30 protein-coding genes are annotated in these 15,751 nt (G+C 63.4%); 2 read left to right on the top strand and 28 right to left on the bottom strand.

The genetic code is table 11. The annotated features are described in order from the left end of the window. The first annotated feature begins 83 nt into the window (after nucleotides 1-83). The gene (locus A6A04_RS03130) at nucleotides 84-371 is read left to right on the top strand and encodes a hypothetical protein (RefSeq protein ID WP_156612442.1); all 288 of its coding nucleotides are present in this window, start codon (nucleotides 84-86) and stop codon (nucleotides 369-371) included. Between the two features lie 66 nt (nucleotides 372-437). Here the strand turns inward: A6A04_RS03130 and rplQ are convergent, their stop codons facing one another. The 27 genes from rplQ to rpsJ all read right to left on the bottom strand — a co-directional run bounded on the left by rplQ (nucleotide 438) and on the right by rpsJ (nucleotide 14,697). Next, nucleotides 438-857, bottom strand: coding sequence for a 50S ribosomal protein L17 (gene rplQ, locus A6A04_RS03125; protein ID WP_068489825.1), 420 nt, complete (start codon nucleotides 855-857; stop codon nucleotides 438-440). 171 nt (nucleotides 858-1,028) lie between these two features. Then, nucleotides 1,029-2,045 (bottom strand): DNA-directed RNA polymerase subunit alpha, encoded by a 1,017-nt coding sequence (locus tag A6A04_RS03120; protein ID WP_068489823.1) that lies wholly within the window; start codon nucleotides 2,043-2,045, stop codon nucleotides 1,029-1,031. 108 nt (nucleotides 2,046-2,153) lie between these two features. Continuing rightward, nucleotides 2,154-2,549 (bottom strand): 30S ribosomal protein S11, encoded by a 396-nt coding sequence (gene rpsK / locus A6A04_RS03115; RefSeq protein ID WP_002725469.1) that lies wholly within the window; start codon nucleotides 2,547-2,549, stop codon nucleotides 2,154-2,156. Between the two features lie 12 nt (nucleotides 2,550-2,561). Continuing rightward, complete coding sequence (rpsM, locus tag A6A04_RS03110) at nucleotides 2,562-2,939, bottom strand: 30S ribosomal protein S13 (protein ID WP_068489822.1); 378 nt, start codon at nucleotides 2,937-2,939, stop codon at nucleotides 2,562-2,564. A gap of 169 nt (nucleotides 2,940-3,108) precedes the next feature. After that, on the bottom strand, nucleotides 3,109-3,762 hold the full coding sequence (locus A6A04_RS03105) for an adenylate kinase (protein WP_068489820.1): 654 nt from the start codon (nucleotides 3,760-3,762) through the stop codon (nucleotides 3,109-3,111). Nucleotides 3,763-3,789: 27 nt separating this feature from the next. Further along, nucleotides 3,790-5,133 carry a preprotein translocase subunit SecY gene (gene secY, locus A6A04_RS03100; protein ID WP_068489818.1) on the bottom strand — a complete coding sequence of 448 codons (1,344 nt, stop codon included), beginning with the start codon at nucleotides 5,131-5,133 and terminating at the stop codon, nucleotides 3,790-3,792. A 168-nt stretch (nucleotides 5,134-5,301) separates the two neighbouring features. Then, the gene (gene rplO / locus A6A04_RS03095; protein ID WP_068489816.1) at nucleotides 5,302-5,787 is read right to left on the bottom strand and encodes a 50S ribosomal protein L15; all 486 of its coding nucleotides are present in this window, start codon (nucleotides 5,785-5,787) and stop codon (nucleotides 5,302-5,304) included. Between the two features lie 61 nt (nucleotides 5,788-5,848). Further along, nucleotides 5,849-6,052, bottom strand: coding sequence for a 50S ribosomal protein L30 (gene rpmD / locus A6A04_RS03090; protein WP_068489814.1), 204 nt, complete (start codon nucleotides 6,050-6,052; stop codon nucleotides 5,849-5,851). Nucleotides 6,053-6,066: 14 nt separating this feature from the next. Further along, complete coding sequence (gene rpsE, locus A6A04_RS03085; protein ID WP_082914654.1) at nucleotides 6,067-6,705, bottom strand: 30S ribosomal protein S5; 639 nt, start codon at nucleotides 6,703-6,705, stop codon at nucleotides 6,067-6,069. Between the two features lie 12 nt (nucleotides 6,706-6,717). Next, nucleotides 6,718-7,080 carry a 50S ribosomal protein L18 gene (gene rplR, locus A6A04_RS03080; RefSeq protein ID WP_068489812.1) on the bottom strand — a complete coding sequence of 121 codons (363 nt, stop codon included), beginning with the start codon at nucleotides 7,078-7,080 and terminating at the stop codon, nucleotides 6,718-6,720. Between the two features lie 11 nt (nucleotides 7,081-7,091). Further along, the gene (rplF, locus tag A6A04_RS03075) at nucleotides 7,092-7,625 is read right to left on the bottom strand and encodes a 50S ribosomal protein L6 (RefSeq protein WP_068489810.1); all 534 of its coding nucleotides are present in this window, start codon (nucleotides 7,623-7,625) and stop codon (nucleotides 7,092-7,094) included. A gap of 14 nt (nucleotides 7,626-7,639) precedes the next feature. Further along, nucleotides 7,640-8,038 carry a 30S ribosomal protein S8 gene (gene rpsH, locus A6A04_RS03070; RefSeq protein WP_068489809.1) on the bottom strand — a complete coding sequence of 133 codons (399 nt, stop codon included), beginning with the start codon at nucleotides 8,036-8,038 and terminating at the stop codon, nucleotides 7,640-7,642. A gap of 14 nt (nucleotides 8,039-8,052) precedes the next feature. Further along, entirely contained in the window at nucleotides 8,053-8,358 is a 306-nt protein-coding gene (gene rpsN, locus A6A04_RS03065) for a 30S ribosomal protein S14 (RefSeq protein ID WP_068489807.1), read from the bottom strand. Between the two features lie 16 nt (nucleotides 8,359-8,374). Further along, nucleotides 8,375-8,914 carry a 50S ribosomal protein L5 gene (rplE, locus tag A6A04_RS03060; RefSeq protein ID WP_068489805.1) on the bottom strand — a complete coding sequence of 180 codons (540 nt, stop codon included), beginning with the start codon at nucleotides 8,912-8,914 and terminating at the stop codon, nucleotides 8,375-8,377. A gap of 18 nt (nucleotides 8,915-8,932) precedes the next feature. Further along, the gene (rplX, locus tag A6A04_RS03055) at nucleotides 8,933-9,253 is read right to left on the bottom strand and encodes a 50S ribosomal protein L24 (protein WP_068489804.1); all 321 of its coding nucleotides are present in this window, start codon (nucleotides 9,251-9,253) and stop codon (nucleotides 8,933-8,935) included. Continuing rightward, the gene (gene rplN, locus A6A04_RS03050) at nucleotides 9,254-9,622 is read right to left on the bottom strand and encodes a 50S ribosomal protein L14 (RefSeq protein ID WP_068489803.1); all 369 of its coding nucleotides are present in this window, start codon (nucleotides 9,620-9,622) and stop codon (nucleotides 9,254-9,256) included. It abuts the gene before it with no gap. 32 nt (nucleotides 9,623-9,654) lie between these two features. Continuing rightward, the gene (rpsQ, locus tag A6A04_RS03045) at nucleotides 9,655-9,894 is read right to left on the bottom strand and encodes a 30S ribosomal protein S17 (RefSeq protein ID WP_068489802.1); all 240 of its coding nucleotides are present in this window, start codon (nucleotides 9,892-9,894) and stop codon (nucleotides 9,655-9,657) included. Between the two features lie 15 nt (nucleotides 9,895-9,909). Next, nucleotides 9,910-10,113, bottom strand: a complete 204-nt coding sequence (gene rpmC, locus A6A04_RS03040; protein WP_068489800.1) for a 50S ribosomal protein L29 — start codon at nucleotides 10,111-10,113, stop codon at nucleotides 9,910-9,912. A gap of 3 nt (nucleotides 10,114-10,116) precedes the next feature. After that, a complete protein-coding gene (gene rplP / locus A6A04_RS03035) occupies nucleotides 10,117-10,533 on the bottom strand; it encodes a 50S ribosomal protein L16 (protein ID WP_068489798.1) in 417 nt (138 codons plus the stop codon). A 16-nt stretch (nucleotides 10,534-10,549) separates the two neighbouring features. Further along, nucleotides 10,550-11,233: a 30S ribosomal protein S3 gene (rpsC, locus tag A6A04_RS03030; protein WP_068489797.1), complete on the bottom strand. Its 684-nt coding sequence runs from the start codon at nucleotides 11,231-11,233 to the stop codon at nucleotides 10,550-10,552. A 4-nt stretch (nucleotides 11,234-11,237) separates the two neighbouring features. Next, the gene (gene rplV / locus A6A04_RS03025; RefSeq protein WP_068489795.1) at nucleotides 11,238-11,624 is read right to left on the bottom strand and encodes a 50S ribosomal protein L22; all 387 of its coding nucleotides are present in this window, start codon (nucleotides 11,622-11,624) and stop codon (nucleotides 11,238-11,240) included. Between the two features lie 2 nt (nucleotides 11,625-11,626). Then, nucleotides 11,627-11,905: a 30S ribosomal protein S19 gene (gene rpsS, locus A6A04_RS03020; protein ID WP_068489794.1), complete on the bottom strand. Its 279-nt coding sequence runs from the start codon at nucleotides 11,903-11,905 to the stop codon at nucleotides 11,627-11,629. 13 nt (nucleotides 11,906-11,918) lie between these two features. Beyond that, complete coding sequence (gene rplB, locus A6A04_RS03015; protein ID WP_068489792.1) at nucleotides 11,919-12,746, bottom strand: 50S ribosomal protein L2; 828 nt, start codon at nucleotides 12,744-12,746, stop codon at nucleotides 11,919-11,921. 4 nt (nucleotides 12,747-12,750) lie between these two features. Further along, nucleotides 12,751-13,059 (bottom strand): 50S ribosomal protein L23, encoded by a 309-nt coding sequence (locus A6A04_RS03010; RefSeq protein ID WP_068489790.1) that lies wholly within the window; start codon nucleotides 13,057-13,059, stop codon nucleotides 12,751-12,753. Next, on the bottom strand, nucleotides 13,056-13,673 hold the full coding sequence (gene rplD, locus A6A04_RS03005; protein WP_068489788.1) for a 50S ribosomal protein L4: 618 nt from the start codon (nucleotides 13,671-13,673) through the stop codon (nucleotides 13,056-13,058). Before rplD ends, A6A04_RS03010 begins: the two co-directional genes overlap by 4 nt. A gap of 13 nt (nucleotides 13,674-13,686) precedes the next feature. Beyond that, entirely contained in the window at nucleotides 13,687-14,376 is a 690-nt protein-coding gene (rplC, locus tag A6A04_RS03000) for a 50S ribosomal protein L3 (protein ID WP_068489787.1), read from the bottom strand. Between the two features lie 12 nt (nucleotides 14,377-14,388). After that, nucleotides 14,389-14,697 carry a 30S ribosomal protein S10 gene (gene rpsJ / locus A6A04_RS02995; RefSeq protein WP_002725423.1) on the bottom strand — a complete coding sequence of 103 codons (309 nt, stop codon included), beginning with the start codon at nucleotides 14,695-14,697 and terminating at the stop codon, nucleotides 14,389-14,391. 310 nt (nucleotides 14,698-15,007) lie between these two features. On the opposite strand from rpsJ, the gene A6A04_RS02990 reads away from it, so the two are divergent. Continuing rightward, nucleotides 15,008-15,505 carry a DUF2059 domain-containing protein gene (locus A6A04_RS02990; RefSeq protein WP_068489784.1) on the top strand — a complete coding sequence of 166 codons (498 nt, stop codon included), beginning with the start codon at nucleotides 15,008-15,010 and terminating at the stop codon, nucleotides 15,503-15,505. Nucleotides 15,506-15,674: 169 nt separating this feature from the next. Here A6A04_RS02990 and A6A04_RS21510 read toward each other — a convergent pair. Further along, the coding region (locus tag A6A04_RS21510) for an EF-Tu C-terminal domain-related protein (RefSeq protein ID WP_211104280.1) at nucleotides 15,675-15,751 on the bottom strand (77 nt) is incomplete at its 5' end.

Genomic DNA, 15,751 nt, shown 5'->3' with positions numbered 1-15,751 from the left:
CGGTTAAGGCCGGGTAAAGTCGGGCCGAGGTCGTCAATCCAGGGGTGAATTCATGCTCGACTTAGGGCATAATGGCAAAATTGATGTCCGCTTCACGGACCGCCATGACCATCGAACCGATCCCGTCTGGATACACCGATCCCGTCGCCTATTCCCGGCGCGTCGGTGGAACTTCGCCTCCGGAAACCGGAGCAATTGCCCGGGCGGTGGGCAAACCCACGCCATATATCGATGAAAGCGGCTTGGTCTTGGCCAAGGCGCTGGGCAAGAGCCTGGAGGCCGGACGGAAGCTGGTGCAACAGACCTATGGCAGCACCGGGGAGCAAGCCAATCAGTCGTCACGCGGCTCCACGCTGGACATCACCGCCTGAACCGGGCGTGACAACGAAAAAGGGCCGCCCTTGGGGCGGCCCTTCTCGTCTGAAATCCAAACCGGCTTATTCGTCGGAGTCAGCGGTCTTCTCGGCGGTGGGGCCGGAATCCAGACCCTTCGCGGCGACGTCGCGATCGACCAGCTCGATGAAAGCCATGGGGGCGCAGTCGCCGTAACGGAAACCGGCCTTCAGCACGCGGCAATAGCCGCCATTGCGGGCCTGGTAGCGCGGGCCGATGACGGCGAACAGCTTGGCCACCACCTTGTCGTCGCGCAGGAAAGCGAAAGCCTGGCGACGGGCGTGCAGGTCGCCGCGCTTGCCCAGGGTGATCAACTTCTCGGCGATGGGACGCAGGTCCTTGGCCTTGGGCAGGGTGGTCTTGATCTGCTCATGCTTCAGCAGCGCATTGGCCAGGCTGACGAACAGGGCCTTACGGGCGGACTTGTCGCGGTTCAGCTTGCGGCCGGACATACCATGACGCATTTCGATACTCTCCTCGTCGCTTGGCCCGCGCGGCGCGGGACCGATGGCGCTGCCGCATCCGCCACCCTGAATGAGGGAGAACGGCGCGGATGGACCGGAATGGTCCGAAACAACTTTCCCAAACCGTCACCCCCGGATCTTATCCGGGGGTGGGTCTTGGCTTGAAACGGCTCAGTAGGGCTCTTCGAGCTTCTTGGCCAGTTCCTCGATGTTCTCCGGCGGCCAGTTGGGGATTTCCATGCCGAGATGGAGCCCCATCTGCGCCAACACTTCCTTGATCTCGTTCAGCGACTTGCGGCCGAAATTGGGAGTGCGGAGCATCTCGGCCTCGGTCTTCTGGACCAGATCGCCGATATAGATGATGTTGTCGTTCTTCAGGCAGTTGGCCGAACGGACCGACAGTTCCAGCTCGTCCACCTTGCGCAGCAGGTTCTTGTTGAAGGGCAGTTCATCCTTCTTCTCTTCCTCGACCACGCTGGTCGGTTCCTCGAAGTTGATGAACAGCTGCAACTGGTCCTGCAGGATGCGCGCCGCCAAGGCCAGGGCATCGTCGGGGGTGACGGCGCCATTGGTCTCGATGGACATGGACAGCTTGTCGTAGTCGGTGACCTGGCCGACGCGGGTGTTCTCGACCTTGTACGCGACCTTGCGGACCGGCGAGAAGATGGCGTCGATGGGGATCAGGCCGATGGGCGAATCCTCGGGGCGGTTCTGCGACGCGGGCACATAGCCCTTGCCGGTTTCCACCGTGAACTCGATGTTCAGCTTGGCGCCCTCGTCCAGGGTGCACAGCACCAGGTCGGGGTCCATGATCTCGATGTCGTGACCGACCTCGATCAGGCCGGCGGTGACTTCGCCGGGACCGATGGCGCGAAGCTGCATGCGCTTCGGGCCCTCGCCATGCATGCGCAGGCCCAGGGTCTTGATGTTCAGGATGATGTCGGTGACATCTTCCCGCACGCCCGGGATGGAGGAGAATTCATGCAGCACACCCTCGATCTGGATGGCGGTGACCGCCGCCCCCTGAAGCGAGGACAGCAGAACCCGACGGAGGGAATTGCCGAGGGTCATGCCGAAGCCGCGCTCCAGCGGTTCGGCGACAGCGGTGGCAATGCGCTGCGGATCGGCCCCGGGCTCGACATTGAGCTTGCTGGGCTTAATCAGTTCCTGCCAGTTCTTCTGAATCACGGGTGTGACCTCATGCTAGGAACGAATGACATTGGAGAAACGGCCGTGCCGCCGAACCTCCCCTTGATCGAGGAGGCCGGCGGCCGACCCGTATCCCACGAAAAGGGATCAGACCCGACGACGCTTGCGCGGCCGACACCCGTTGTGCGGGATCGGCGTGACGTCGCGGATGGACGTGATCTGGAACCCGACGGCCTGCAGCGCGCGCAGCGCCGACTCACGACCGGCGCCGGGCCCCTTCACCTCGACCTCCAGGGTCCGCATGCCGTGCTCGGACGCCTTGCGCCCGGCATCCTCGGCCGCCACCTGGGCGGCATAGGGGGTCGACTTGCGCGAGCCCTTGAAGCCCTGCATGCCCGCCGACGACCAGGAGATGGTATTGCCCTGGGCATCGGTGATGGTGATCATGGTGTTGTTGAACGTGGCATTCACATGCGCCACGCCCGAGGTGATGTTCTTGCGCTCGCGGCGACGAGGACGCGCGGCAGCAGCAGGCTTAGCCATCTGAGGTGTTCCTTACTTGGTAACTTTCTTCTTGCCGGCAATCGGCTTCGCCGGACCCTTGCGGGTACGGGCATTGGTGTGGGTCCGCTGGCCGCGCACCGGCAGGCCGCGACGATGGCGCAGACCGCGATAGCAGCCCAGATCCATCAGACGCTTGATGTTCATGGCGACGGAGCGGCGCAGATCACCCTCGACCTGATAGTCACGGTCGATCATTTCGCGAATCTTCAACACTTCGTCGTCGGTCAACTGATTGACGCGACGCTCGGCGGGAATGCCCAGCTTGCCGGTGATTTCGGCAGCCTTCGCCCGGCCGATGCCGTGGATATAGGTCAGCGCGATCATCACGCGCTTGTTCGTCGGAATATTGACGCCAGCGATACGAGCCAAAGCTGGTTACTCCTTCACCAAAAAAGTCCGCGCCCGGAAGCGCCCGGAGCCGTTAGCAAAAAACACCACTCCAGGCCTCTCCCTTGACCGGGGAAACCGAAGGTGCGGGATTATAGGGTGATTCGGTCGAGAGTCAACCGTTTCACCCTACCTTTCTTACAACACCGTGTCAGCGGACCGAATCGAGGATTTTCTCGAGTTCGCGGGTGACGTCGGCGATGTCCATGGTCCCGTCCACCACCTTGAAGGCGCCCTTGGCCTCGTAGTAAGGCAGCAGGGGAGCGGTCTGGGCGTGATAGGCCTCGAGCCGCTTGTTGACGGTTTCGGCGTTGTCGTCGGGACGACGGACGAATTCGGTGCCGCCGCAGGCGTCGCACTTACCGGCGAGCTTGGGCTGCTGGAACTTTTCGTGATAGCCGGCGCCACACTTGCCGCAGGTATAGCGGCCGGTGATGCGCTCGACGATATAGGCGTCCGGAACCCGGATCTCGATGGCGAAATCCAGCTTCTTGCCCTTGCGGGTCATCATGGCGTCCAGCGCCTCGGCCTGGGCCACGGTGCGGGGGAAGCCGTCGAAGATGGCGCCCTTGGCCACATCGGGCTGGTCCAGGCGCTCGTCGATGATGGCGATGACGATCTCGTCGGAGACCAGCTGTCCGGCATCCATCACGGCCTTGGCCTTCTTGCCCACCTCGGAGCCGGAAGCCACGGCGGCGCGCAACATGTCACCGGTAGACAACTGGACCAGACCATACTTGTCCTGAAGACGCTTGGCCTGGGTTCCCTTGCCGCCGCCAGGCGGCCCCAACAGAACGAGATTCATCGGACTTCCCCTTTTATTGCCTTGTCTTTAACGCCGTCCCCTGAGCCGGGACTTCTTGATGAGCCCCTCGTATTGATGCGCCAGGAGATGCGACTGGATCTGCGACACCGTATCCATGGTGACGGTCACCACGATCAGCAGGCTGGTACCGCCGAAATAGAACGGCACCGACCACTTGGAAATCAGGATTTCCGGCAGCACCGACAGAACCGACAGATAGGCGGCACCGACCACGGTCAGGCGGGTCAGGACATAGTCCAGATAATCCGCGGTATTCTTGCCGGGACGGATGCCGGGAATGAAGCCGCCATACTTCTTCAGGTTCTCGGCGGTATCCACCGGATTGAACACCACAGCCGTATAGAAGAAGGCGAAGAACACGATCAGTGCCAGATACAGTGCGATGTAGAGCGGCTGGCCACGGCCCATGATGGCGGCAAAGCCCGCCAGCCATTCCGGCCCACCGGCCGAGGCGAACTGGGCGATGGTCACCGGCATCAGCAGGATCGAGCTGGCGAAGATCGGCGGGATCACACCCGAGGTGTTGACCTTCAGGGGCAGATGCGACGATTCGCCGCCGAACATCTTGTTGCCGACCTGGCGCTTGGGGTACTGGACGATGATACGGCGCTGGGCGCGTTCCAGATACACGATGCAGCCGATCACCACCACCGACATGATGATGATGCCGAGGATGATGAAATAGGGCAGCGCGCCGGTACGACCCAGTTCCAGCGTATTCTTGATGGCCGAGGGCAGTTCGGCGACGATACCCGCCATGATGATCAAGGATGTGCCCTGGCCAATGCCGCGCGCCGTGATCTGCTCGCCCAACCACATCAGGAACAGGGTACCACCGGTCAGGGTCACCACGGCGGTGAAGCGGAACAGCATGTGGTTTTCCATCATCACGGCGCCGCCGCGTGAACTGGTCATGCTTTCCAGCCCCACGGCGATGCCGTAGGCCTGCAGGATGGCGATACACACCGTCAGATAGCGGGTGTACTGATTGATCTTCTTGCGCCCGGACTCGCCTTCCTTCTTCACCGCTTCCAGCGAGGGAATGACCGAGGTCATCAGCTGGAGGATAATGGAGGCCGAGATATAGGGCATGATGTTGAGCGCGAAGATGGTCATGCGACCCAGCGCGCCGCCAGCCAGCATGTCGAACATGCCGAGCATGCCGCCACCGCTTTGCTTGAACAGGTCGCCCAGCACCTGGGGATCGACGCCAGGCAGCGGAATCCAGGTGCCCAGGCGATAGATCACCAGCGCCCCAAGGGTGAACCAAAGTCGCTTCTTGAGTTCAGTCGCCTTGGCGAGGACGCCAAAGTTCATGTTCGAGGCGAGCTGCTCGGCAGCGGAGGCCATGCCTTACTCCGGGTTTCAGTGGCGGCTTGCGGAGGACTACCACCCCATGGGGCGAAGCGCAACCACGCCACAGGTCCTGACCTGATCAAATGACCCGGATCAAGTGTCCGGGTCATTTTCTCTTCATGCTTCGACGCCTGCGGTCCCCCGAAGGGAGCCGGAAGGGTCTCAGCCCTCGGCGGCCGGGGCGGCCTTGGGCTGGATCACCGTCACCGAGCCACCGGCCTTCTCGACCGCGGCCACGGCGGCGGCGGACGCACCCGCCACCTCGATGGTGATCTTGGCCGACAGCTCGCCACGGGCCAGCAGACGCACGCCGTCATAGATCTTGCCGATCAGGCCAGCGGCCTGCAGCAGTTCGGCGTTGATCGGCTTGGAGGCGTCGATGCGCTTCTCGTCGATGGCCTTCTGGAGACGACCGAGATTGATCTCGGAGAACTCCTTGGGGAAGGGCACGTGGAAGCCGCGCTTGGGCAGACGGCGGTAGATGGGCATCTGGCCGCCTTCGAAGCCGTTGATGGCCACGCCGGTGCGCGAGCTCTGGCCCTTGACGCCGGAACCGGAGGTCTTGCCCTTGCCGGAGCCGATGCCGCGGCCGACGCGCTTGGCCTTGTAGCGGGCGCCGTCGTTGTCGCGAAGTTCGTTGAGCTTCATGTCTTTTCGTCCTCAAAATCCGGACGGCCGGAAGCACGGGGCTCCCGGCCGGGCGGAAATCCTAGCCTTCCACCTTCACCAGATGGGCGACCTTGGCGATCATGCCACGCACGGCCGGAGTATCCTCCAGGGTACGGGAACGATGCAGCTTGTTCAGCCCCAGCCCCACCAGGGTGGCGCGCTGGTCGGCCGGACGGCCGATGGGGCTGCCGATCTGGGTCACCGTGACGGTGGACTTTTCGGCGGTGGTCTTCTTGGCGGCCATTGCTGGAACCCTCCTCAAGCGCCGGCGGCAGCCGCGGCGGCGGCTCCGTCACGACGGCCGATGATCTCGCCGACCTTCTTGCCCCGCTTGGCGGCAACCGAGCGCGGAGACGCCAGGTTGACCAGAGCGGCGAAGGTCGCCTTGATCATGTTGTGCGGGTTGGAGGTGCCGAGGCACTTGGCCACGACGTCCTGCACGCCCATGGTTTCGAAGACGGCGCGCATGGGGCCGCCCGCGATGATGCCGGTACCGGCGGGAGCCGCCCGCAGAACCACGCGACCGGCGCCGAAGCGGCCGAAAGCGTCGTGATGCAGGGTGCGACCCTCGCGAAGGGCGATCTTCACCATGTTGCGCTTGGCCTGTTCGGTGGCCTTGCGGATGGCTTCCGGAACTTCACGGGCCTTGCCCGATCCGTAGCCGACGCGGCCCTTGGCGTCACCGACCACGACCAGGGCGGCGAAGGCGAACCGACGGCCACCCTTCACCACCTTGGCGACGCGGTTGATGTGGACCAGCTTGTCGACGAACTCGGATTCCTCGCGCTCGCGGGGAGTCTGCTCGGCGTTGCGACCACGGCCGCGATCACTGCGCTCTCCGCGCTCGCCGCCGCGGCCCCGTTCGGGCCGGTCACTAGTGGAAGGAGTACGTGCCATTGCTCATCATCCTCAGAAAGACAGGCCGCCTTCGCGGGCCGCGTCGGCCAGGGCCTTGACCCGGCCGTGATAGATGTAACCGCCACGGTCGAACACCACCTCGGTGATGCCGGCCGCTTTGGCCCGCTCGGCGATCAGCTTGCCGACGGCGGCCGCAGCCGCCTTGTCGGCGCCGGTCTTCAAAGTGCCCTTCAGCTCCTTGTCGAGCGTCGAGGCGGCGGCCAGGGTGACGCCATTGCTGTCGTCGATAACCTGGACGTAGATGTTCTTGCCCGAGCGGAAGACCGACAGGCGCACGCGACCGTGAGCCTTGGCCTTGATGCTCTGGCGGGCGCGCCGCTTGCGGCGCTCGAATAGTGCTTTCGGCGTCATCATGGCGGTGCCCCTTACTTCTTCTTACCTTCCTTGCGGAGGATGGTCTCGGTTTCATATTTGATACCCTTGCCCTTGTAGGGCTCGGGACCACGGAAGGCGCGGATCTCGGCGGCGATCTGCCCCACCTGGCGCTTGTCGCGGCCGAAGATGGAAATGGCGGTGGGCTTTTCGCACTTCATGGTGATGTCGTCCGGGATCGGATATTCGATATCGTGCGAATAGCCGAGCTGGAGCTTCAGCACCTTGCCTTCGACGGCGGCACGATAGCCGACGCCGTTGATCTCGAGATTGACGGTGAAGCCGTCGGAGACACCCTTGACCATGTTGTTCAGCAGGGCACGGGTGGTGCCCCACATCATGCGGGCGTCCTTGGTTTCGCTCTTGGGCTTCACCCACAGCAGGTTGCCGTCGAGGGTGACCTCGACATTGTCCCGGGCGGTGAGCGTCGATTCGCCCAGCTTGCCCTTGACGGTGATATCGGACCCGGAAATCTGAACGGAGACCCCCGAAGGCACCGAGACCGGATATTTGCCGACTCGCGACATGTGAGAGTCCTCCCTTAGAACACTTCGCAGAGGACTTCGCCGCCGACGTTCTGGGCGCGAGCCTCAGTGTCGGACATCACGCCCCGCGGGGTGGAGAGGATGGTGATCCCCAACCCGTTGGCGACGCGGCGAAGGTCGGCGATCTTGGAGTAGACGCGACGGCCCGGAGTGGACACGCGCGAAATCTCCCGGATCACCGGCTGGCCCTCATGATACTTGAGCTCGATGGAGAGCTCGGCGACGCCCGGACGCACATCGACGCGTTCGTAGCCGCGAATATAGCCTTCGCGCTTGAGCACTTCGAGGACGTTGGCGCGCAGCGACGAAGCAGGCGACTTGACGGTCGACTTGTTCGCACGCTGGCCGTTGCGGATGCGGGTGAGCATATCGCCGACGGGATCGGTCATGGACATTGACTGAGCCCTCCTTACCAGCTGGACTTGGTCATGCCGGGAATCTGACCCTGCGAGGCGAGCTCGCGGAGCTTGTTCCGGCACAGTTTGAACTTGCGGTAGTTACCGCGCGAACGGCCCGTGACTTCGCAACGCAGACGGATGCGGGTCTTGGACGAATTGCGCGGAACCTGCGCCAGCTTCAAGGACGCCTCGAAGCGTTCCTCGGGGCTCGCCTCGCGATCGGTGGCGATCGCCTTCAGCTTGGCGCGGCGGCTGGCGAATTCCTTCGACATGCGCTCGCGCTTCTTGTTGCGCTCGACGGAGCTGATCTTAGCCATTGCCTACTAACTCCACTCAAGCCACGAACGGCATGTCGAAACCCTTGAGAAGCGCCTTGGCTTCCGCATTGGTCTCGGCAGTCGTGACGAAGATGATGTCCATGCCCCGCTGGGTCTCGACCTTGTCGTAGTCGATTTCCGGGAAAATCAGCTGCTCCTTCAGGCCCAGGGCATAGTTGCCGCGGCCATCGAAGCTCTTGCCCGGAACACCGCGGAAGTCGCGGACGCGGGGGAGGGCGATGTTGATCAGACGGTCGAGGAACTCGTACATCCGGTCGGCCCGCAGGGTGACCTTGCAGCCCACGACCTGGCCTTCGCGCAGCTTGAACTGGGCGATGGAGGTCTTGGCCTTGGTCACCACCGGCTTCTGGCCGGCGATCAGGGTCAACTCGGCCAGGGCCGACTCGATCTTCTTGGCATCCTGGGCGGCTTCACCGACGCCCATGTTGATGACGATCTTTTCCAGCTTCGGAACCTGCATGGGGTTCTTGTAGTTGAACTCCTGCTGCAGGGCCGGCTTCACGACCGTCTCGTAGTGCTTACGCAAGCGTGCCATCGTGCTTATCCTTTCCCGTTACCGGTCGATGACTTCGCCGGAGCGGCGCGCGATGCGCACCTTGCGGCCGTCTTCGAGGATCTTGTGACCGATGCGGGTCGGCTTACCGTCCTTGGGGTCTTCGTGGGCGACGTTGGAGACGTGGATCGACGCCTCCTTCTCCACGATGCCGCCTTGGCTGGTGGCGGAGGCGCGGGTGTGACGCTTGACCAGGTTCACGCCCTGGACGATCACACGCTGCTCCTTCGGGCTGGCGGAGATGACTTCGCCCTTCTTGCCCTTGTCCTTACCGGCGAGCACGACGACCCGATCACCCTTCTTCACGTTCATGGTGGCCATTTAGAGGACCTCCGGCGCCAAAGAGATGATCTTCATGAACTTCTTACCGCGAAGTTCACGGGTAACCGGCCCGAAGATACGGGTGCCGATGGGTTCGCCCTGCTTGTTGATCAGCACGGCGGCATTGGTGTCGAAGCGGATCGCCGAACCGTCGGGACGACGGATTTCCTTGGCGGTGCGAACGATGACGGCGCGATGCACGTCACCCTTCTTCACGCGGCCGCGCGGGATCGCTTCCTTGATGGAGACGACGATAACGTCGCCAACCGTGGCGATGGTACGGTGCGAACCGCCCAGCACCTTGATGCACTGCACCCGGCGGGCTCCCGAATTATCGGCGACGTCCAGGTTGGTTTGCATCTGGATCATGATGTGCCTTCCTTATTCCAGAGTGGCCGTCGTCAAGCCTGGGGCTCGACGATGACTTCCCAGGTCTTGGTCTTCGAGAGCGGGCGGCATTCGCGGATGCGGATGGTGTCGCCGGTCTTGAACACGTTGTTCTCGTCGTGGGCGTGGTACTTCTTGGACCGACGGATGAACTTCTTGTAGATCGGGTGCATCACGCGCCGCTCGACGCGGACCACCACGGTCTTGTCCATCTTGTCGCTCGTGACCACACCCTGAAGAATGCGCTTCGGCATGTCTCTCGCCTCTCCTTAGGACGCGCTCTTGGCGCGTTCGCCAAGCAGGGTCTTGATGGTCGCGATCTCGCGGCGCACGGCACGCACGCGGGCGGTGTTCTCCAACTGGCCGGAGGCCCGCTGGAAGCGAAGGTTGAACTGCTCCTTCTTGAGCTCCACGACCCGCTCCTTGAGCTGGTCCGGAGTCTTCTGGCGCAGATCGGCAGCCTTGGTCGCCATGGCTCAGATCTCCCCGATGCGGGTGATGAACTTGGTCTTGATCGGCAGCTTGGCGGCGGCCAGAGCAAAACCGTGGCGCGCGATCTCTTCCGGGACGCCGTCCACTTCGAACAGGATGCGGCCGGGAGCCACGCGGGCCACCCAGAATTCCGGCGTGCCCTTGCCCGAGCCCATGCGGACTTCGGCGGGCTTGCTGGAGACCGGCAGGTCCGGGAAAATCCGGATCCAGACGCGGCCCTGACGCTTCATGTGACGGGTCAGGGCACGACGGGCGGCCTCGATCTGGCGGGCGGTAATCCGCTCGGGCTCCAGGGCCTTCAGGCCGTAGGCGCCGAAATTCAAGGCCGAACCACCCTTGGTCACACCCTTGATCCGGCCCTTGTGGGCCTTGCGGTATTTAGTACGCTTGGGCGAAAGCATCTCTCAAACCCTTCTATCAGCGGCCCGCAGGGGTGGTCTCACCCGCCGCGCGCTTGTCCTGGGCCATGGGGTCATGGGCGAGAATCTCGCCCTTGAACACCCAAACCTTGACGCCGCAAGTGCCATAGGTGGTCTTGGCGGTGCCCACACCGTAATCCACGTCGGCGCGCAGCGTGTGCAGCGGCACGCGGCCTTCGCGGTACCACTCCATGCGGGCGATTTCGGCGCCGCCGAGACGGCCGGAGCAGTTGATCCGGATGCCCTGGGCGCCCAGACGCATGGCCGACTGCACCGCGCGCTTCATGGCGCGGCGGAACGCGACGCGGCGCTCCAGCTGCTGGGCGATGGACTCGGCCACCAACTGAGCATCCAGTTCCGGCTTGCGGATCTCGACGATGTTCAGGTGAACCTCGCCGCCGGTCATCTTGGACAGCTCCTTGCGGAGCACCTCGATGTCGGCGCCCTTCTTACCGATCACCACGCCCGGACGGGCGGTGTGAATGGTGATGCGGGCCTTCTTGGCCGGACGCTCGATGACCACGCGCGACACACCGGCCTGGGCCAGCTTCTCGCGCAGGTACTTGCGCAGCTTCAGATCCTCGTGGAGCAGCTTGGCGTAGTTCTCGTCGGCGAACCACCGGGAGTCCCAGGTGCGGTTGATGCCGACGCGAAGGCCGATCGGATTGACTTTCTGACCCATCTGCTTACTCCTCCGCCGCTTCGGCGCGTTCGCGCACGATGACGGTCAGATTGCTGAACGGCTTCTCGATGCGGGTGGACCGGCCACGGGCACGAGACGCGAAGCGCTTCATGACCATGGCCTTGCCCACATGGGCCTCGGCCACATACAGGCGATCGACGTCGAGCTGGTGGTTGTTCTCGGCGTTGGCGATAGCGGACTGCAGCACCTTCCTCACCTCGACGGCGATGCGCCGCTTGGAGAAGAACAGGGCGTTCAGCGCCACTTCGGCCTTGAGGCCGCGAATGCTCTCGGCCACCAGGTTCAGCTTGCGAGGGCTGGTGCGGATGGTGGAGGCGAAAGCCTTCGCCTCGGTATCCGCCAGAACCCGCTCTGCGGTTTTCTTGCCCATGGCTACTTCCTCTTCGCCTTCTTGTCGACCGCGTGGCCGTAGAACGTGCGGGTCGGCGAGAATTCACCGAACTTGTGCCCGACCATGTTCTCGGTCACCAGGACCGGGATGAACTTCTGGCCGTTGTAGACGCCGAAGGTGAGTCCGACGAACTGCGGCAGAATGGTCGAACGACGCGACCAGATCTTGATGACCTCGTTGCGGCCGCTGGCGCGGGCCTTGTCGGCCTTTCCCAGCAGATAGCCGTCGAGGAAGGGGCCTTTCCATACGGAACGAGCCATGATCTCGCTCCTCCTACTGGCTCTGACGGCGGCGCATGATCAGCCGGTCCGTCTTCTTGTTGCTACGAGTCTTCTTGCCCTTGGTCGGCTTGCCCCACGGAGTGACCGGGTGGCGGCCGCCCGAGGTGCGGCCTTCGCCGCCGCCGTGCGGATGGTCGATGGGGTTCATGGCGACGCCGCGAACGGACGGGCGACGGCCCAGCCACACGGAGCGACCCGCCTTGCCCAGCGACACGTTCTGCTGGTCGGGGTTGGACACGGCACCGATGGTGGCCATGCACTCGCCGCGCACCATGCGCAGTTCGCCGGAGGACAGGCGGAGCTGGGCATAGCCCTGATCCTTGCCCACCAGCTGGACGTAGGTGCCGGCCGACCGGGCCAGCTGGGCGCCCTTGCCCACCTTCAGCTCCACATTGTGCACCACGGTGCCAACGGGGATGTTCTTCAGGGGCATGGCGTTGCCCGGCTTGATGTCGACCTTCTCGCCGGCCACCACCTGATCGCCGACCGACAGACGCTGCGGCGCGATGATGTAGCGCTTCTCGCCGTCGGCATAGGTGATCAGCGCGATGAAGGCGGTGCGGTTGGGATCGTATTCCAGCCGCTCGACCGTGGCCACCACGTCAAACTTGTTGCGCTTGAAGTCGATGATGCGATAGCGGCGCTTATGCCCGCCACCACGCCAGCGCATGGTGATACGACCGGTGTTGTTGCGGCCGCCCTTGGAGCGCAGACCTTCGGTCAGCGCCTTCTCGGGCTTGCCCTTCCACAGCTCCGAACGGTCCACCTGGACCAGCTGGCGCTGGCCCGGGGTGGTGGGATTGTAAGTCTTCAGTGCCATGGCGTCAGACTCCCGTGGTCACGTCGATGGAGTGGCCCTCGGCCAGGGTAACGACCGCCTTCTTGACGTCGGAGCGGACGCCGATGCGGCCACGGAAGCGCTTGACCTTGCCCTTGGCGATCAGGGTATTCACGGCGGTGACCTTCACCCCGAAAATCCCTTCCACCGCGGCCTTGATCTCCGGCTTGGTCGCGTCCAGCGGAACCTTGAAGGTCACCTGGCGGTACTCGGAGCCCATGGTCGCCTTTTCGGTGATCACGGGGGCGCGGACGACGTCGTACATCCGCTCCTTGCTGATGACGAGCTTGCTCATTTCAGGCGAGCCTCCAGGGCGGCGACCGCGTCCTTGGTGATGACCAAGGTATCGCGACGCAGGATGTCGTAGACGTTGGCGCCCACCTGCGGCAGCACATCCACATGCGGGATGTTGCGCGACGCCAGGGCGAAATTCGCCTCGATGGTGCCGTCGATGAACAGGACCGAGGACAGGCCCAGCTTGCTCAACTTGGCGACCAGGTCCTTGGTCTTCGGGCTGGCGGCGGAAGCCTGATCGAGGACGATCAGCTTGCCGTCGGCGGCCTTGGACGACAGGGCGGTCTTCAGCGCCAGCTTGCGGACCTTCTTGGGCAGGTCGTGGGCATGGGAGCGCACCACCGGGCCGAAGATGGTGGCGCCGCCACGGAACTGCGCGCTGCGCAGCGAACCCTGACGGGCGCGACCGCCACCCTTCTGGTTGAAGGGCTTCTTGGTGGTGCCGGAGATCTCGCTGATCCCCTTGGTCTTGTGGGTGCCGGACTGGCGCTTGGCCAGCTGCCAGTTCACCGCGCGGAACAAGATGTCCGTGCGCACCGGCAGACCGAACACGGCATCGGCCAGTTCGATCTCGCCGACGGTCTGGTTGTCCAGGCTGATTACGTTCGTCTTCATCGCCTTTTATCCTTTACTCGCCAGCGGCCGCAGCCTTGATGCCGGCCGGGAACGGCACGCCATCGGGCAGCTTGCGCTTCACCGCGTCGCGGACGAGAACCCAGGAGCCCTCGTGACCGGGAACCGAACCCTTGACCAGGATCAGGCCGCGATCTTCATCCGTGGAGACCACGGTGAGGTTCTGGGTGGTCACCTGCTCGTCACCGAGATGACCGGCCATCTTCTTGCCCTTGAACACCCGACCGGGGTCCTGGCGCTGGCCGGTGGAGCCGTGGGAACGGTGCGACACCGAAACGCCGTGCGTGGCTTCGAGGCCACGGAAGTTCCAGCGCTTCATTCCACCGGCGAAACCCTTGCCGATGGTGGTGCCGGTCACGTCCACGTACTGGCCGGGAACGAAATGAGCGGCGGAGAGTTCGGCGCCGACCTCGAGAACGTTCTCGGGGGACACACGGAACTCGACAAGCTTCTTCTTGGGCTCGACCTTGGCCTTGGCGAAGTTGGCGCGAGCAGGCTTGCTCACATTCTTCACCTTGGCGGTACCGGCACCAAGCTGGACGGCCACATAACCGTCTTTTTCCACAGAGCGGGTCGAGACCACCTGACAGGTGTCGACCTTCAGCACGGTGACGGGCACATGGGTGCCGTCCGCGGTGAAGATCCTCGTCATGCCGACCTTCTGGGCGATGAGACCAGAGCGCATCGTTAGGGTTCCTTAGAGCTTAATCTCGACGTCGACACCGGCGGCCAGGTCGAGCTTCATCAGCGCGTCCACGGTCTGCGGGGTCGGATCGACGATGTCCAGCAGACGCTTATGCGTGCGAATTTCGAACTGCTCGCGCGACTTCTTGTCGATATGCGGGCTACGGTTGACGGTGAACTTCTCGATCCGCGAGGGAAGCGGGATCGGTCCGCGCACCTGCGCACCAGTCCTCTTGGCGGTGTTGACGATCTCGCGGGTGGACTGGTCCAGCACGCGATGGTCGAACGCCTTGAGGCGGATGCGGATGTTCTGGCTTTCCATGTTCAAGTCATCCGTCAAATCGGATCGGCGCCCCCGTCGGGGCGCCGATCGGTGAAAACAGTCAATTCAAAGAGCCTCCCGCAGTCAGCCGCCCCGCCGTGACGGAACCGCTCTTACGGAAATGAGGCCGAAGCCGAAGGCCGGTCTTATACAGGGGAGTCTGGGCCTTGGCAAGACCTTGAATCGATTCGCGACACAAGAGTCGCACCCCCGCATTTTCGGGCTGCAAATACCCATCCAATTGGCGACATTGCCCCCGCAATATTTGCACCCTAAAGTAGATCACGCCGCCTCAACTGGAGCAATCCCCATGCCGCGTCCCCTGAATCTCGCCGTGATATCCGCCCTCATTCTTTGCTCGGTGGTCGTTTCTCCAGTCCAGGCAGAGGACCGCACGAGCAAAGCCCGTGAGGTGTTCCAGCTGACTGGCGCCGCGCGCATGGCGACCCAGATGTTCGATACCATATGGCCCCAGTTGCTGGGCTGTCTGGCGGGTCGCAACCCCCATATTCCACGTGAGGTCATTGCCTCGGTCAGTTCGGCCACCAAGGTCGAATTCGACGCCAATCTTCCCACCTACCTGACTCAGATGGAGATCGTTTATGCCTCCATGCTGACCGACGAGGAATTGGACGCCATGATCGCCTTTTACGGCAGCGATATCGGGCGCCGGGTCATGGACAAGATGCCCGCGCTGATGGCCCAATCCACCGCCCTGGGTCAGGTCTGGGCCATCCAGGTCACGCCCAAGATCGTCAACCGGGTCCTGGAAGCCCTGCGGGCCAAGGGCTACGAGCCCAAGATCTGAACCTGCCCTAAACAAACAGCCCCCGAAGGTTTCCCTCCGGGGGCTGCTTTCCTTTTCCCGTCATGCCCGGACTTGATCCGGGCATCCATGGACCCTCGGGTCGTGAAGTTTACCACCGGGCTGGCCGAAGGCCAGACCCGGTGGCCCGAGGGTGACGAGGAATTGGGTACTACTCGACGATCTTGGCAACCACGCCGGCGCCGACGGTCCGGCCACCCTCACGGATGGCGAAACGCAGGCCTTCGT

Origin of the sequence: Paramagnetospirillum marisnigri (genome assembly GCF_001650715.1) — a bacterium.
Taxonomy (GTDB): Bacteria; Pseudomonadota; Alphaproteobacteria; order Rhodospirillales; family Magnetospirillaceae; genus Phaeospirillum; species Phaeospirillum marisnigri.
The sequence above is the reverse complement of the archived record's forward strand: the minus strand, read 5'-3'. Positions and strand labels throughout refer to the sequence as shown.

Excerpts from the sequence above, each read along its gene's own strand:
- A6A04_RS02990 (WP_068489784.1), top strand. The coding sequence starts at position 15,008 with ATGCCGCGTCCCCTGAATCTCGCCGTGATATCCGCCCTCATTCTTTGC.
- rplF (WP_068489810.1), bottom strand. The coding sequence starts at position 7,625 with ATGTCGCGAGTCGGCAAATATCCGGTCTCGGTGCCTTCGGGGGTCTCC.
- rpsC (WP_068489797.1), bottom strand. The coding sequence starts at position 11,233 with ATGGGTCAGAAAGTCAATCCGATCGGCCTTCGCGTCGGCATCAACCGC.
- secY (WP_068489818.1), bottom strand. The coding sequence starts at position 5,133 with ATGGCCTCCGCTGCCGAGCAGCTCGCCTCGAACATGAACTTTGGCGTC.
- rpsN (WP_068489807.1), bottom strand. The coding sequence starts at position 8,358 with ATGGCTAAGATCAGCTCCGTCGAGCGCAACAAGAAGCGCGAGCGCATG.
- rpsE (WP_082914654.1), bottom strand. The coding sequence starts at position 6,705 with ATGGCACGTACTCCTTCCACTAGTGACCGGCCCGAACGGGGCCGCGGC.
- rplR (WP_068489812.1), bottom strand. The coding sequence starts at position 7,080 with ATGATGACGCCGAAAGCACTATTCGAGCGCCGCAAGCGGCGCGCCCGC.
- rplV (WP_068489795.1), bottom strand. The coding sequence starts at position 11,624 with ATGGGCAAGAAAACCGCAGAGCGGGTTCTGGCGGATACCGAGGCGAAG.
- rplE (WP_068489805.1), bottom strand. The coding sequence starts at position 8,914 with ATGGCACGCTTGCGTAAGCACTACGAGACGGTCGTGAAGCCGGCCCTG.
- rplN (WP_068489803.1), bottom strand. The coding sequence starts at position 9,622 with ATGATCCAGATGCAAACCAACCTGGACGTCGCCGATAATTCGGGAGCC.
- rpsQ (WP_068489802.1), bottom strand. The coding sequence starts at position 9,894 with ATGCCGAAGCGCATTCTTCAGGGTGTGGTCACGAGCGACAAGATGGAC.
- rpsH (WP_068489809.1), bottom strand. The coding sequence starts at position 8,038 with ATGTCCATGACCGATCCCGTCGGCGATATGCTCACCCGCATCCGCAAC.
- rplX (WP_068489804.1), bottom strand. The coding sequence starts at position 9,253 with ATGGCCACCATGAACGTGAAGAAGGGTGATCGGGTCGTCGTGCTCGCC.
- rplP (WP_068489798.1), bottom strand. The coding sequence starts at position 10,533 with ATGCTTTCGCCCAAGCGTACTAAATACCGCAAGGCCCACAAGGGCCGG.
- A6A04_RS03105 (WP_068489820.1), bottom strand. The coding sequence starts at position 3,762 with ATGAATCTCGTTCTGTTGGGGCCGCCTGGCGGCGGCAAGGGAACCCAG.
- rplC (WP_068489787.1), bottom strand. The coding sequence starts at position 14,376 with ATGCGCTCTGGTCTCATCGCCCAGAAGGTCGGCATGACGAGGATCTTC.
- A6A04_RS03010 (WP_068489790.1), bottom strand. The coding sequence starts at position 13,059 with ATGAGCAAGCTCGTCATCAGCAAGGAGCGGATGTACGACGTCGTCCGC.
- A6A04_RS03130 (WP_156612442.1), top strand. The coding sequence starts at position 84 with ATGTCCGCTTCACGGACCGCCATGACCATCGAACCGATCCCGTCTGGA.
- rpmC (WP_068489800.1), bottom strand. The coding sequence starts at position 10,113 with ATGGCGACCAAGGCTGCCGATCTGCGCCAGAAGACTCCGGACCAGCTC.
- rplD (WP_068489788.1), bottom strand. The coding sequence starts at position 13,673 with ATGAAGACGAACGTAATCAGCCTGGACAACCAGACCGTCGGCGAGATC.
- rpsK (WP_002725469.1), bottom strand. The coding sequence starts at position 2,549 with ATGGCTAAGCCTGCTGCTGCCGCGCGTCCTCGTCGCCGCGAGCGCAAG.
- rplO (WP_068489816.1), bottom strand. The coding sequence starts at position 5,787 with ATGAAGCTCAACGAACTTCGCGACAACGACGGCGCCCGCTACAAGGCC.
- rpsJ (WP_002725423.1), bottom strand. The coding sequence starts at position 14,697 with ATGGAAAGCCAGAACATCCGCATCCGCCTCAAGGCGTTCGACCATCGC.
- rplQ (WP_068489825.1), bottom strand. The coding sequence starts at position 857 with ATGCGTCATGGTATGTCCGGCCGCAAGCTGAACCGCGACAAGTCCGCC.
- rpsS (WP_068489794.1), bottom strand. The coding sequence starts at position 11,905 with ATGGCTCGTTCCGTATGGAAAGGCCCCTTCCTCGACGGCTATCTGCTG.
- rplB (WP_068489792.1), bottom strand. The coding sequence starts at position 12,746 with ATGGCACTGAAGACTTACAATCCCACCACCCCGGGCCAGCGCCAGCTG.
- rpmD (WP_068489814.1), bottom strand. The coding sequence starts at position 6,052 with ATGGCCGCCAAGAAGACCACCGCCGAAAAGTCCACCGTCACGGTGACC.